Origin of the sequence: Secundilactobacillus malefermentans DSM 5705 = KCTC 3548 (assembly GCF_001436395.1) — a bacterium.
Lineage (GTDB): Bacteria > Bacillota > Bacilli > Lactobacillales > Lactobacillaceae > Secundilactobacillus > Secundilactobacillus malefermentans.
On record NZ_AZGJ01000049.1, the window covers coordinates 1 to 14467 of the forward strand.

The window sequence follows — 14467 nt, forward strand, 5'->3', positions numbered from 1 at the left end:
CTAACTTTATCGGAGCCCTTCATACGTGAACAGTGCAAAATAAAAATTGGTACCAGTAAACGTACCAATTCCGTGTGGACTGCGCTTCTATCCCATTTTATTATATGAGTTCCATTATAGTAACATTCGCTCAATAAATCAAATTTTGTCCAATTACGGCACTTTACCACCTTCATAATCGGCAAACTCGCTGACTTATGCTAAAATTTGAATTAGGAAGTAATTCATCTGAATCGGGGGAGCACTATGACCAAAGTATTAATTGTAGATGACGAAGACGCTATTTCGACTTTGCTCACGTTTAATCTGCAACAAGAAGGCTTTGAAACGGTAACTGCCAATAACGGCGCAACTGCACTCAAGATAATTGAATCCGATTCACTGGATTGTATTTTGCTTGATCTCATGTTGCCTGGAATGGATGGCCTTTCTGTCTTGAAAAAAATGCAGCAGGAAACCATCGAAACCCCCGTCATCATCATTACCGCAAAGTCACAAGAAGTCGACCGGATTCTAGGGCTTGAACTTGGTGCTGATGACTACATTAGTAAGCCATTTAGTCCAAGGGAAGTTATCGCCAGAATCAATGCCGTTTTACGCCGTCATCAAAAGTCAGCCCAATCGACTCCTCTCAACAAATTAACTTTTGGCGACCTGACCATTAACCTGTCCCAACACGTTGTCACCGTTAAGAATCAACTAATCGATTTAACGCCCAAAGAGTATGAATTGCTCGTCTACTTTGCTGAAAACAAGCAGCAGGTTCTCAGTCGTCAACAGCTGCTCCAGCACGTTTGGGACGTTGACACGGACCTCGATAGCCGAATGGTTGATATTCAGATTAGTCATTTGCGCGATAAATTAAAACAGCCAGCCCCTAATCAAAATTGGATCAAGACCGTTCGCGGATTTGGTTACCAATTTGGAATGGAGTCCTTATGAAAAAACAAATTTTTCTATTCTTTCTAATCAACCTAATCATTTTAGAATTAGTTGGTTTCTTCTTGCCGCTGTCAGCTGGTCTCCATCTGGGACTAATGCTCGCGGTGGCGGTATGTGCCACCCTCATTTTTACCTTTTTTGTTTGGCGTTTTTCAAAAAAATTGGCGCTCATACAAAAAAAGGTCCATCAAATCAACGTTGCAAATGATGATACGCATTTGATTTTACCAAACGATGATCCGCTGCACGGCCTCACACACGAGCTCAATCAGCTACAATCGCACATAAAGCATCAGTCGCATCGAACTTTACGACAGGAAAATGAACTGGAGACTCTCGTTAAGCATCTCCCAATTGGGGTCATGGTCATTGACCGTTACGGACAAGTCCAAGTGGCAAATGATGTCATTCAGGAACTTTTCCAACATGAGTTTGACCCAATTCCACATGCCTACCAACAGGATATTGTACAACCAGAACTCCTAACGATGGTCAATGCTGCTATGCAGCGGCAAAAGAGTGGCCAGCGATTGATCACTTTTGACACGCCCCAAAACCGAAAGAATATTCGTGTCCAAGTTCTATACAGCGAAATTCGACCTAAGCACTTCCAAGTTACTGTTCTGTTAACGGACGTCAGTGATTTGGTTGCAATGTCCAAGATGCAATCGGACTTTGTCGCCAATGCAAGTCATGAATTAAAGACACCAATCACCGCCATTTCCGGATTCAGCGAAACTTTACTAGAACAGCCCACTGATGAAAAGACCCGGGAAAAGTTTTTAACCATCATCAAACAGGAATCAGACAAACTCGTTAAATTAATTGATGATATTTTATCGCTTTCTCGCTTACGAGACGACCAACCAGGCGACCTGAAGCTTCAACAAATCCACCTAGCTGATTTTGTATCAGATCAACTGGACGATCATCAAGCATCTGCCCAACTAAAGAGTGTCAAACTCGAAAACAATGTTCCCGCAGACTTGATTGTCACTAGCGACGAAGGCCGTTTGATGGGAATTCTCTATAATTTATTAGCAAATGCAATTAAATACAATGATGACGGCGGTCACGTGACGGTGGCTGCTACCTCCACTTTTGCTGGCTGGCAACTGAGTGTTAGCGACAACGGAATCGGCATCCCAACCAACCAACAGCAGCGAATTTTTGAACGGTTCTATCGTGGCGACAATGGTAAGACCATTCCTGGAACTGGATTAGGTTTAGCCATCGTTGCGGAACAAGCCGCTCAACTGTCTGGCTCAATCAACGTCACAAGTGAATTGGGTGTTGGTACCACCATTAAAATTGATTTTCCAAATGATAATTAGATTGAACAACTTCTGTGTGAGCGGAAGTTGTTTTTTGTTTCCTATTTTTCAGTGAGTTTCAGTGAATTACTGATGTAACTGATTAGGATTCTAAGTTAAGCCTCCAAAAATCAGCTCATGACCAGAGGCGAAATTAGTCTTATCGATTTATCGATTAGACTAAGCATTACTCGCAAGACCGCCCTTTGGCTTGCGTGAATGCCGCCTCGTTCCGTCATGAAGCTGAAGAAGGAGGCGTTTTGTGAGTATTCGATGATACTCGGAACCAACCGTGAGAAATCATTTTTACTTTCGGGTTCAACCATCCTTCTCCCTGTGTCTAATCTGAATTACCCGCGCGAACAAGTCCACGCTTTCGTAATTCGATTAGTACTCGGAAGAACCCAGATGGTTTCTCACCTATATATTTACACAACCTTTACATTCCATCTACACAGCTTTTACACTCCTTTGGTACGATTTACCTACTGAACTTCGACCCTACTTAAGGAGATTTCGCCCATGAAAAAACGTTGGCCCCTCATTCTCATCGGCATCTTAATCATCTTGCTTGGCTTCGCCTACGTCACTCGCGACCAAAGTAAGCAAGGTGAATCCATCACCGCCGTTGGCTCAACCGCCCTACAGCCACTGGTTGAAGCAGCCGGCGAAGAATACAGCAAAGTAAATCCCGGCATCTTTGTCAACGTGCAAGGTGGTGGTTCCGGAACTGGATTGAGTCAGATTCAATCCGGTGCTGTCTCCATCGGTAACTCGGACCTTTTTGCCAGCGAGCAAACGGGAATAGATGAAAAAAAGCTAACTGATAATCGGGTTGCTGTTATCGGCATTACGCCCATTTTAAATAAAAAAGCGGGTATCAAAAACTTAACAACCAAGCAGCTTCAGGCCATTTTTACCGGAAAGGTAACTAATTGGCAACAAGTTGGTGGTCGTAACCAGAAGATTGTCATCGTCAATCGAACTCAGGGAAGTGGTACGCGCGTTACGTTTGAAAAGCGTGGTCTAAACAAAGCACGCAGTATAGCCTCTCAGGAACAAGATTCATCCGGAACAACTCGTCAAATTGTCGCCACAACGCCTGGGGCAATCAGCTATGTGTCGTTTTCGTACATTAACGACACCATTTCCGTTCCAACATTAAATGGTATCAAGCCCACGAATAAAAATGTGACAACTAACAAATGGCAAATTTGGTCATACGAACATTTATACACCCAGAAGAACACGGATAAAGTCACAAAAAGGTTCATTAAGTACGTCTTATCCAGTCACGTACAAGATGAACTGGTCCCCCAACTTGGCTACATCCCCATCAAAGACATGCAAGTTGAACGGTTAGAGTAAAGGAGAATTAGATGGATAAAATTAGGGAAAGCATCTTGACCAAATCCCACGCCAGCAAGCTTGAACGACGTGGTAAAATCATTAGTTTTATGTGTCTCGGCGGTATTTGTTTAATCGTCCTGGCCATCTTCATCTTCATTGCCTACCGCGGATTGGCCACTTTTACCAGTGATCACGTGTCAATCTTCAAATTCCTCGGCGGTACCAAATGGAACCCCGAAGTCACTGAAAATGGCCATCCACTTGTCGGAGCTTTGCCAATGATTACCGGATCATTTCTAATTACCATTTTGGCAACCCTTCTTGCGCTTCCCTTTGCGATTGGGACTGCGCTCATGATGACAGACATTACTCCCAAAATGGGAACGCGAATCTTGCAGCCGGTGCTGGAACTCCTCGTTGGAATTCCCTCCGTCGTTTACGGATTCGTTGGTTTAACGGTGGTTGTGCCATTTATGCGCAGTATCTTTGGTGGTAGTGGTTTCGGAATTCTTGCCGGAACTTTCGTCCTGTTCGTGATGGTCTTGCCAACCATCACCTCCATGACCGTTGACGCCTTAAAATCAGTTCCCAAAGATTACCGTTCTGCTTCCCTCGCGCTTGGTGCGACTCGCTGGCAAACAATTTACAAAGTAGTCTTACGAACAGCGACTCCCGGTATTTTAACCGCCATCGTGTTCGGTATGGCCCGCGCCTTTGGTGAAGCACTTGCCGTTCAAATGGTGGTCGGAAACGCCGCACTCATGCCAACAAGCTTGGTTGCGCCAGCTTCCACACTGACCAGTGTCCTCACAACGGGAATCGGGAATACAGTTCTTGGCACTGTCCAAAACGACGCTCTCTGGTCACTCGCACTCATTCTATTACTAATGTCACTAGCCTTTAACCTGGCTATTCACCTAATCGCTAAACGAGGGGAGCTGAAACGATGAACGCCAAACGGTATGACAAACTTGCGACTGGCCTGTTATATACAATAGCTGGAATTGTCGTTTTGATTTTACTTCTCCTCCTTGGATTCATTATCATCCGCGGCTTGCCACAACTAAGCTGGTCCTTCCTAACCACACCTTCGCGCGCCTTTACGGCTGGCGGCGGAATCGGAATCCAACTATTTAATTCAATCTACCTCTTAATTCTGACGATGCTTATCTCAATGCCGATTGCGTTAGGTGCCAGCATCTATCTAAACGAGTACGCCAAACCAGGTAAGGTTACCAGCATCATCAGAACGATGATTGAAATTCTGAGTTCCCTGCCTTCAGTGGTCGTTGGTCTTTTCGGTTTCTTACTCTTCGTTGTTCAGTTTGGATTAAGCTTTTCAATTCTTTCTGGGGCGTTGGCACTGACCGTTTTCAACCTACCCCTACTGACTCGAAGTATTGAAGATGCCCTTAAGTCCATCAGCAACGATCAGCGAAATGGTGGTCTGGCTCTCGGCATTTCAAAATGGGAAACCGTCACTAAAATCATTCTACCGGCCGCAGTACCAAGCATCGTCTCTGGCCTGATTCTTAGTGCCGGACGTGTCTTTGGTGAAGCTGCCGCACTGATTTACACGGCTGGTCAAAGTGCTCCCGCTTTGAATTTTGCTAACTGGAATCCATTTGATATTGATAGTCCGCTAAATCCAATGCGCCCCGCCGAAACTCTCGCCGTCCACATTTGGAAGATTAATTCGGAAGGAATCATGCCCGACTCTTCGGCTGTCTCAGCTGGGGCCGCCGCTGTTTTAATTATCGTTGTCCTCATCTTTAACTTACTTGCCCGTTGGATAGGCCGCTTGCTGTTCAAGCGCCTAACCGCCGGCTCATAGGGGGGTGCCATATGCAAACTAAAGATAGATACATTCAGCAATTCGATGAAACGCAAGAAATGGCGTTAACCACGAAAAATTTGCACATTTACTATGGTGATTTTGAAGCCATTTCCGAAGCTGATCTTCAAATTCCCCGCTTTAAAATCACCGCCCTTATTGGGGCCTCAGGTTCCGGCAAATCAACTTTTCTCCGTTCCCTAAACCGCATGAACGACAATGTCGCTGACGTTAAGGGCGAAATCTGGTATCGGGATCTGAATTTAAACTCTAAGGAAATTGATGTATACGCAATGCGTCGCCAAATCGGAATGGTGTTCCAGCGCCCCAATCCATTTCCAAAATCGATTTACGAAAACATCACCTTTGCCCTAGAACGGCACGGGATAACCGATAAAAAGGAACTGGCCGAACGCGTCGAAACGTCATTGAAACAAGCCGCACTTTGGGAAGAAGTTAAGGACAAACTCAACCAGAGTGCCCTCGCGCTCTCTGGTGGTCAGGCACAGCGTTTATGTATTGCCCGAGCAATTGCCTTGCAACCCGATATTCTCCTGTTAGATGAGCCAGCAAGTGCCTTAGATCCAATTTCAACGGCACAATTGGAAGAAACGTTAGTCAACCTAAAGCAGCACTACACCATCGTCATCGTCACTCATAACCTGCCACAAGCTGCCAGGATTAGCGATTACACCGCCCATTTTTCACAGGGAAAAGTGATTGAATTCAACAACACGAAAGAAACCTTTACGGATCCAAAGGTAAAATTGACGAACGATTATATCTCTGGCGACTTTGGCTAATTTGGAGGCTCTAATGGTAAATACGATTTTAAAAACCAAAAACGTTAAATTAAAGTACGGTGATTTCGAAGCGCTCCACGGAATTGACTTAGACTTCAACCAAAATGAAATTACCGCCCTCATCGGTCCTTCGGGTTGTGGAAAATCGACCTACCTCCGTTGTTTAAATCGGATGAACGATTTGATTGACGGCGTGACCGTCACCGGAGACTTTGATTTTCAAGGTGCAGACGTTTATGCCGACGACTACGACATCGTGGACTTACGTAAACAAATCGGCATGGTCTTTCAACAGCCGAACCCATTTCCAATGTCCATCTATGACAACGTTGTCTACGGATTGCGGGTTGCTGGCGTTCGCGATAAAGCCACACTCGATGAAGCAGCTCAAACCTCATTAAAGCAGGCAGCCATTTGGGACGAAGTGAAAAACAAGTTGGATCAAAGTGCCCTTGCCCTATCCGGTGGTCAGCAGCAACGAGTCTGCATCGCGAGGGCCCTTGCCGTTTCACCCGACATCATCCTTTTAGATGAACCAACCAGCGCACTGGATCCTCACTCTAGTCGCCAAATTGAAGCAACTTTATTGCAACTCAAAGAAAAATACACGATTATTACCGTAACGCATAACTTACAACAGGCCGCTCGAATCGCGGACAAGACAGCTTTCTTCCTTTCAGGTGACCTGATTGAAGCTGCCGACACGAAACAAATTTTCATGAATCCAGAACACAAAGAGACCAGCGACTTCATCACCGGCCGTTTTGGCTAATCACGATTAAGGAGGCTCACCATGAAACGTTTAATTGACAAAGAATTGGCACAACTCGATGCCCAATTCACCGAAATGGGTGTGACGGTCGCCGAAGCGATTGGCACAGCCGGAAAATCCATGGTCCGCGGCGATACACGTTCCGCAGAGGAAATTGTGGCCCATGATCACCGAATCAACGAACAGGAAATGAAACTTGAGCAAAAGGCTTTAGAAATCATTGCGTTGCATCAACCAATCACCAATGATTTACGCGAAGTCGTTACCATTTTAAAGGCGGTCTCCGACTTGGAGCACGCCGGCGATCACGCGCGGGACATCGCCCTCGCCAGCATTCAGCAAAAACAGGAACCCGCTTTGCAGCCCATCTTGACGCTGATTGAGCAGTTCAGCATGTTCATCGAAAAATTGATGCGCGACATGTTGTCCGCCTACGTCAAAAAGGACTGGCGCTTTGCCGAACAAAACGGAATGCACCTCGCAACCGAGGCCAGCCAGCAGAACGTCAAAATTAACGAAGCCTGTATTGCGGCTATGAAGCAGCACGGCGAATTGGGTGAGCAGATTTTACTCTACGTTTCGGTGGCAAACGCCCTGGAACAAATTTGCGATTGCGCCCTAAACATTGGCGAGTGGATTATTTACGGTCACTCTGGCGAAATTGTCGAAATTAAACCAGTTACTAAACTGGAAGATTAACTTACTAGCTTCTTGAATCCTACAAAAAAATGCAAGCCAATTAGGCTTGCGTTTTTGTTACCTCATCAATTCGATAGGTCACGATTTCTCTTATTAATTTAACTGGTAACGGCTGATTATAGGGTAGCTTGATCGTGCCCTTAGTCGTTTCAAACGAGGCCAACTCATCCTCAAATTTGAGAATGGGATCGTCCGTTGGGTAAAATCCCAAATGATTCTTCGTCGGTGCAAAATAGACGAGCACCTTGCCATTTAATTTGATGGCTGGCATGTTATACGAAATCGTCTCGACTGCATCAGGTGCCGCATCCGCAAGTAGGTCACGCATAATCTGCGCGACCTCCAGTTGCATTGGGTCTAAATCAGCTAAGTATTCAGCCATTGTTGTGTACTTTTTCAAGTCATCACCGCCTTATTATCTAATTAAATAATAGCATGAAATCTTTGCCTAAAGTAGCAAAATAAGGAAAAGTCATAGTTTATGACGTATTTATTAATTGGATTACCTTTATCAACTTGATAAAATGAAAGTGATAACTTGGGAGCGATTATAATGAAGGATTCATTAAAATATTATAAAATCAAAAAACAGGGTAACTCATTGACTATCAGCATTAATAAAGACGCCGAAATTAAAGAGGGCCAACTATACAGTCTTGAAATTAATTCCGCTGGACAACTTATTTATACACCTGTTGAAAGTCCAACTAATATTTGGGATACCGAGGAAGCTCAGAACCATAATTTTCAGAAGGATCTCAAAGAAATTGGGTTTAATGTTGGTAATGAATCTAGTAAAGGACAAGAAGGAGCGGAATATTGCTAGACTTTCCAAAGTGCGAGCATAATTTCTCGGATTGAAGTAACTTAAACAACGCATTAGAGACGTATTCTCAATCTAAATATCAAAGGGATTCGAAATTTACTTCGAATCCCTTTTTTATATTAATTCAATTTTACTTAATTTCAATCTTTATCCTAATTCAGCCTTTCCCGTATACAATTCATAATACTTACCCTGTTTGGCAATGAGCTGATCATGGTCGCCCTCTTCAATAATCTTGCCATCCTCCAGCACCATAATATCGTCGGAGTTATGAATGGTCGATAATCGGTGTGCAATGACGAAAGTGGTCCGGTTCTTCATCAAATTGTCCATCCCCGTCTGCACCATTTTTTCAGTCCGCGTATCAATGCTTGAAGTGGCCTCATCCATAATCATCACCGGTGGATCGGCTACCGCTGCCCGAGCGATTGACAATAGCTGTCGTTGCCCTTGCGACAAATCGGATCCAGAACCATCGATCACCGTATCGTAGCCATTTGGCAAATTGCGAATAAACCCATCCGCGTTTGCTAATTTGGCAGCCTCTTCCACCTCAGCATCGGTGGCATTCAGTCGTCCGTATCGAATGTTATCCCGCACGGAAGCCGTGAACAGGTTCGTATCCTGCAACACCATCCCCATTGATAGCCGTAAACTGGCCTTTTGAATCTGGTTAATATCGATGCCATCATACGTAATTTGGCCACTCGAAATGTCGTAGAACCGGTTCAGCATGTTGGTAATCGTCGTCTTCCCAGCTCCCGTTTCGCCAACAAGCGCCATTTTTTCGCCCGGATTGGCTTCAATTGTAATATGGTGGAGAATTTGATTTTTGCCATCATAGCTGAAGTTCACGTCTTTAAATTGAATATGTCCGCGAACGCGCGTCAGTGTCACATTCCCGTGCTCATCAACCCGTTTCCAGCCCCAATGATCCGTCCGATTGGCAGTTTCCGTTAGCGTGCCATCTTCGGCAACCGCAACGGACACCAAACTAACAGTCCCAGAATCCTGTTCCACCGGTTCGTCAAATAGTTGAAATATTCGCTGGGCACCGGCAAGTCCCATAATAATAACGTTTAACTGCATCGTAATCGCCGCAATTGGTTGACTAAATGAACGACTTAACTGGAGAAATGCCGCAATCGCACCTAACGTCAGCAACGCTGGATGATTAACGGCAATGTAGCCGCCGACCACCGCAATCAGTACATATAAAATATTACCGACATTTCCCATAATTGGAAATAGCATCGTTGATAATCCATTTGCCCGACTGGCATCCTCACGCAGCGCATCATTTCGCTTATCAAATCCAGCCTTAGCCTGTTCTTCATGGGAGAATACTTTGACGACCTTTTGTCCGTTGAGCATTTCCTCAATGTAGCCGTTTATGTTTCCAGTTGCCTTCTGTTGGAGGCGGAAGTACTTACTACTTTTGGCCGTAAGCGAACGGACGACAAAGATACTTAATGCAAAGACAACCAAACTAATGACCGTTAGCAATGGACTCAGGATGATCATGGCTGTCAGTGTAAATGCCACGTTAAAAACTGAATTCACCAGCATCGGTAGACTTTGTTCAATCATTTGTCGCAGCGTATCCGCGTCATTGGTGAAGCGACTCATAATGTCCCCATAATCGTTGGAATCAAAGTAACGTAGTGGTAACTTTTGCATGTGGGTGAACATATCGTCACGCACCCGCTTCTGTAATCGTTGTCCGGTCATAATCATGACTTGGGTGTACAAAAGTGTGCCGAGAACCCCTAGCAAATAAACCGCACCCATCAAAATAATCATGTTGAGTAAGGGGGCAAAATTAGGATTGGCGGCCTTAGTCAACGGCGTAATGTAATCATCAATTAGTTGTTGGATGAACATGGTCCCAATAACCGCCGCCGCGGATGAAATGATAATCGAGAAGAACGCGACAAACAACGCAAAGTGACTTTCCTGAAAAATATAGCGCAACAACCGCCACAAAATTTTCCAAGCAGAGCCTTCGATTTTTCCCCTACCGGCTACTCTAGCTCTTTGCATGTTCGTCGCCTCCTTTGATTTGAGAATTGTAAATTTCTTGATACAGTTTATCTGATTTCAATAGTTCATCACGTGTCCCGACAGCATCTATTTGACCGTCCTTCATAACGATGATTCGATCGGCGTTTTGAACGGATCAAATCCGTTGCGCAATGAGCAGTTTGGTCATCGTCGGAAGTTCCGCATTAAAGGCCTCTTGAATTAGCCTGTCGGTATGCGTATCCACGGCACTCGTTGAATCATCCAGAATCAGGATCTTAGGGTTCTTCAATAATGTCCGCGCAATTGTCAGTCGCTGCTTTTGACCACCAGAAACGTTGCTACCACCTTGTTCAATATAGGTGTCATAGCCATCTGGAAGGCTTTGAACGAAAGTATCCGCCTGAGCTAATTTGGCAGCATGCACCAGTTCCGCATCCGTAGCGTCCGCATTGCCCCAACGTAAATTTTCCGCAATCGTACCTGAAAAAAGCACATTTTGCTGTAAAACCATCGAAACGTTGTCGCGAAGTGTGCGGATGTCATACTGCCGCACATCATTGCCACCAACGCTCACTACGCCACCGTTAACATCGTAAAGTCGCGGAATCAGCTGTACCAGCGTGCTCTTCCCACTACCGGTTTCACCAATAATTCCAACAGTTTCGCCGGATTTAATGTGCAGGTTGATGTCACTAAGACGTTCTTTATGGTCATCTTCGTAAGCAAATTTAACCTGGTTAAACTCAATATCGCCATTTGGCACAGCCATGATTGGCTTGGTTGGGCTCTTCAACGTACTTTCGTAGGTCAACACTTCAACAATTCGTTTGGCCGAAGCCATTGAAATCGTCAATTGGTTAAAGACGTTTGATAACATGTTTAAACTCATCAAAACCGACATGGCGTACGCTAACAAACTGACCAATTGGCCCGCTTGCATCGTGCCGCCTACAATCCGTCTAGCACCAAACCAGGCTAAGAATAGTAGCGTTCCGTACATAACAAACTGCATAATTGGACTATTTAACTGCAAGATTCGTTCACCTTTACTGAAGATTTCAAAAATTCTAGATGAAGCTACTTTTTCTTTGTCGTTCTCAGTATCTGAACGATTATATGTTTTGACAACTCGAATGCCTCGTAGGTTTTCGCGCACGACTTGGTTCAAACCATCATAGCGTTGGTAAACTTTCTTGAACATTGGCCGGCCAATTGCAATGATAATTGATAACGCGATTGCCATGACGGGTACCGTCACGATAAAGACGGTCGCCATTTCTGCATCCACTGAAAATGCCATCGCAATTGAGAAAATCAGCATTAATGGCGAGCGAACTGCCATCCGGACTGACATTTGAAAGGCCTGTTGAATATTCATTACGTCGGTTGTCAACCGGGTGACAATGCTTGAAGGTGAAAAATGGTCGATATCTTCAAACGCAAAGTTTTGAATGTGATAGTACAAGTCTTGTCGTAAGTTTTTCGCAAATCCTGCACTTGCCGCACTGGAAAACCAACTGGCACCAGCACCGGCAGCTAATGAGATAAATGCGCCAATCAGCATCACAACGCCGAGTCTTTCAATGTAACCCATGTTTCCAGGAACAATTCCCTTATCAATCATGCCAGCCATTAAAAATGGAATCATGGTCTCAATGAACGTTTCAATGGCAACTAGTAATGGTGATATAAGTGCGTCACGCTTATATTCTCGGACAGATTGTAATAGTTGTCTTATCATTTAGTCGTGCCCCCTTGAGTCTCGTCACTATCAATGTTTTTAACAATTTGCGCGGTCACCCTTTGCCAAACTTCAAGATCTGCCTCCGAGATTCCTTTTATGAGCTTTTTCTCGTAATCATAAGTCCCGTTGACAACACTTTCCCGGTACGACAGGGCTTTTGGCGTTAGCATAATTTGCTTAAATCGCGCATCGTCAGGCATACTCTTGCGGACTAGGTAGCCCTTCTTCTCCATTTTTTGCAAAATACTCGTGACCGATGGCGGCCGAATACCAAAGTAGCTTTCGATATCTCGCTGAAAAATGGGTCCCTTATCCGTGCGCAACAATAAGTAGTGCAGGATGCCACCCTGTTTGCCGGTGATGTCTTCGCTTAAAAAGGTTTTGTTGAATTTACGTGTTGATCGATTTGCTAGGTTATGTAGTTGATGGTTAATGCCCAAATGTGTGGTAATCTTCACCCTCGTTTTTTATAGTTAGAATTCTAAATATAAGGTAGCACAACTCCGTCAATTTTTCAGGGTGTTTGTTTGGAAAAGCACAATTGGTTAAGGCTTTCTGTTTGAAATTTAGTTAAATATTTATATACTTACCTTGTACTATTGAAATCGGTATTAGCGCTTCGCCGCATGTTATTTTTACATAACACTTCCATTGAATAATCAGGCTTAAACTATTGGTTTTGGGGGACAAATCGTGAACGAACAAAAGCCCATAAAGGTCATTCTTGTCCTAGGTCTATTTTCATTTTTAAGTGCGCTATCTGGATCAAGTACCAGTTTAGCAATTCCTAAAATTGCCCTTTCACTGGAAATTTCTAGTGGCTTAGCAACGTGGGTCCTCCAATCGGGGCTCATCACGACCACTATTTTTCTCGTTGCTTTTGGCCACATGGGAGATTTACTTTCTAAAAATTTTATTTTCTTTTCAGGCGGGATCGCCTTCACTATTGGCTCTGCAATAACCGGGATCGCGCCAACATTTAGTTTAATCATTATTGGCCGGATTATTCAGGCGTTTGGTTCATCAATGATTATGGCAAATTCTATGGGTATTGTCAGCGATTACTTTCCTGATAAAAAGCGGGCGCAAGCTTTGTCGTACATTTCAATGTTCATCTCTGCTGGTTCTATCTCAGGTCCAGCTGCTGGTGGATTTATCATGTCGGTGTCCTCATGGCGGTGGATTTACTTGATTAATGTCCCCTTGATGATTGCAGTTTTAATATTCGGTCATCATGCATTACCTATCCCAAAAGTCTCGATTAAACAACTAAAGAGCGCTACGCAAGGGGCTAATTGGATGGGCCAAGGACTTTTCACAGCTGGCATCATCATCTTTTTCTTAAGTGGTGCTATTTTTCAGTCTCGTTCAAATTGGCTGATTGGACTCATCACTCTTGTTGTGGGTGGGGCCCTAACAATCTACTCATTTTATCAAGATGACGTTGCTAATTTACCTTGGATTTCGCCAAAAATTTTGCATAACCGCCCGTACCTCGTTTCGATTATGGCGCTTTTACTCGTTATGTTGGTCAATTCTGTTTCGAACATTCTGCTTCCCTTTTATTTCCAAAGTTATGGCCTAATGACGCCTTTTCAAAGCGGCCTATTAATTATGCTGCAATCACTGGTCATGCTGGTTTTATCGCCCTTTGCCGGCTATTTGGCTGATCGCGTGAATCGACAACTGATGACCATCATTGGCTTAGTGATCTTAACTGTTTCCCAAATTGGCTATTTGCTCTATCCAGCTGGGATGAATTTAACCCGGATCATCATTCCAATTGTCATTAACGGTATTGGAATGGCGTTTTTCCTGTCACCTAACAATGCACTTACAATGGGACTCGTTGATAAATCACTAACGGGAATTGCAGGATCACTAAACTCATTTTCCCGAACCATTGGAATGACCATTGGAATCAGCTTTGGTTCCTCAATTCTATTCGCACTACTACCAAATGTTGATCAGATTACGCCTGCACTAGGCGAAACATTTCTATCTGCCTTTCGGGGAGTGTTTTATGTTGCCATCGCCATCTCTTCATTAGCATCCATCATGGTTTTTGTAAGATATTTACGTGCCAAAAAAACAGCATAACTGCTTACTGCAATTATCTGTATACACACAAAAAGAAAGAGGCTGGGACAAAAGTCCTA

13 protein-coding genes and 1 pseudogene are annotated in these 14467 nt (G+C 44.2%); 10 read left to right on the plus strand and 4 right to left on the minus strand.

All coding sequences use genetic code 11. The features are described from left to right. The first annotated feature begins 246 nt into the window (after window positions 1-246). From FD44_RS08235 to phoU, 8 genes are all read left to right on the plus strand, one after another. Window positions 247-942, plus strand: a complete 696-nt coding sequence (locus FD44_RS08235) for a response regulator transcription factor (protein ID WP_010620366.1) — start codon at window positions 247-249, stop codon at window positions 940-942. After that, entirely contained in the window at window positions 939-2276 is a 1338-nt protein-coding gene (locus tag FD44_RS08240) for a sensor histidine kinase (RefSeq protein WP_010620367.1), read from the plus strand. Before FD44_RS08235 ends, FD44_RS08240 begins: the two co-directional genes overlap by 4 nt. A 501-nt stretch (window positions 2277-2777) precedes the next feature. Further along, window positions 2778-3623 carry a phosphate ABC transporter substrate-binding protein PstS family protein gene (locus FD44_RS08245; RefSeq protein ID WP_056973873.1) on the plus strand — a complete coding sequence of 282 codons (846 nt, stop codon included), beginning with the start codon at window positions 2778-2780 and terminating at the stop codon, window positions 3621-3623. A gap of 11 nt (window positions 3624-3634) precedes the next feature. Further along, window positions 3635-4555: a phosphate ABC transporter permease subunit PstC gene (gene pstC, locus FD44_RS08250; RefSeq protein ID WP_010620369.1), complete on the plus strand. Its 921-nt coding sequence runs from the start codon at window positions 3635-3637 to the stop codon at window positions 4553-4555. After that, the gene (pstA, locus tag FD44_RS08255; protein WP_010620370.1) at window positions 4552-5439 is read left to right on the plus strand and encodes a phosphate ABC transporter permease PstA; all 888 of its coding nucleotides are present in this window, start codon (window positions 4552-4554) and stop codon (window positions 5437-5439) included. The genes pstC and pstA overlap by 4 nt, the downstream gene beginning before the upstream one ends. A gap of 11 nt (window positions 5440-5450) precedes the next feature. Continuing rightward, the gene (gene pstB / locus FD44_RS08260) at window positions 5451-6242 is read left to right on the plus strand and encodes a phosphate ABC transporter ATP-binding protein PstB (RefSeq protein ID WP_010620371.1); all 792 of its coding nucleotides are present in this window, start codon (window positions 5451-5453) and stop codon (window positions 6240-6242) included. A gap of 13 nt (window positions 6243-6255) precedes the next feature. After that, the gene (gene pstB, locus FD44_RS08265; RefSeq protein WP_010620372.1) at window positions 6256-7014 is read left to right on the plus strand and encodes a phosphate ABC transporter ATP-binding protein PstB; all 759 of its coding nucleotides are present in this window, start codon (window positions 6256-6258) and stop codon (window positions 7012-7014) included. A 21-nt stretch (window positions 7015-7035) separates the two neighbouring features. Continuing rightward, the gene (gene phoU, locus FD44_RS08270) at window positions 7036-7713 is read left to right on the plus strand and encodes a phosphate signaling complex protein PhoU (RefSeq protein WP_010620373.1); all 678 of its coding nucleotides are present in this window, start codon (window positions 7036-7038) and stop codon (window positions 7711-7713) included. A 40-nt stretch (window positions 7714-7753) separates the two neighbouring features. Here phoU and FD44_RS08275 read toward each other — a convergent pair whose 3' ends face one another. Then, window positions 7754-8113 (minus strand): iron chaperone, encoded by a 360-nt coding sequence (locus FD44_RS08275; protein ID WP_010620374.1) that lies wholly within the window; start codon window positions 8111-8113, stop codon window positions 7754-7756. A 153-nt stretch (window positions 8114-8266) separates the two neighbouring features. Here FD44_RS08275 and FD44_RS08280 point away from each other — a divergent pair, with 153 nt between their 5' ends. Next, entirely contained in the window at window positions 8267-8539 is a 273-nt protein-coding gene (locus FD44_RS08280; RefSeq protein ID WP_010620375.1) for an AbrB/MazE/SpoVT family DNA-binding domain-containing protein, read from the plus strand. A 147-nt stretch (window positions 8540-8686) separates the two neighbouring features. Here FD44_RS08280 and FD44_RS08285 read toward each other — a convergent pair whose 3' ends face one another. From FD44_RS08285 to FD44_RS08295, 3 genes and pseudogenes are all read right to left on the minus strand, one after another. Further along, a complete protein-coding gene (locus FD44_RS08285; protein WP_010620376.1) occupies window positions 8687-10582 on the minus strand; it encodes an ABC transporter ATP-binding protein in 1896 nt (631 codons plus the stop codon). Beyond that, window positions 10569-12305: pseudogene (locus tag FD44_RS08290) on the minus strand (ABC transporter ATP-binding protein). The gene FD44_RS08285 and the pseudogene FD44_RS08290 overlap by 14 nt, the downstream one beginning before the upstream one ends. Further along, window positions 12302-12748 (minus strand): MarR family winged helix-turn-helix transcriptional regulator, encoded by a 447-nt coding sequence (locus tag FD44_RS08295; protein WP_010620378.1) that lies wholly within the window; start codon window positions 12746-12748, stop codon window positions 12302-12304. The pseudogene FD44_RS08290 and the gene FD44_RS08295 overlap by 4 nt, the downstream one beginning before the upstream one ends. A 253-nt stretch (window positions 12749-13001) precedes the next feature. Between FD44_RS08295 and FD44_RS08300 the strand changes: the two genes are divergently transcribed. After that, window positions 13002-14408 carry an MFS transporter gene (locus FD44_RS08300; RefSeq protein ID WP_010620379.1) on the plus strand — a complete coding sequence of 469 codons (1407 nt, stop codon included), beginning with the start codon at window positions 13002-13004 and terminating at the stop codon, window positions 14406-14408. Window positions 14409-14467 lie beyond the last annotated feature (59 nt).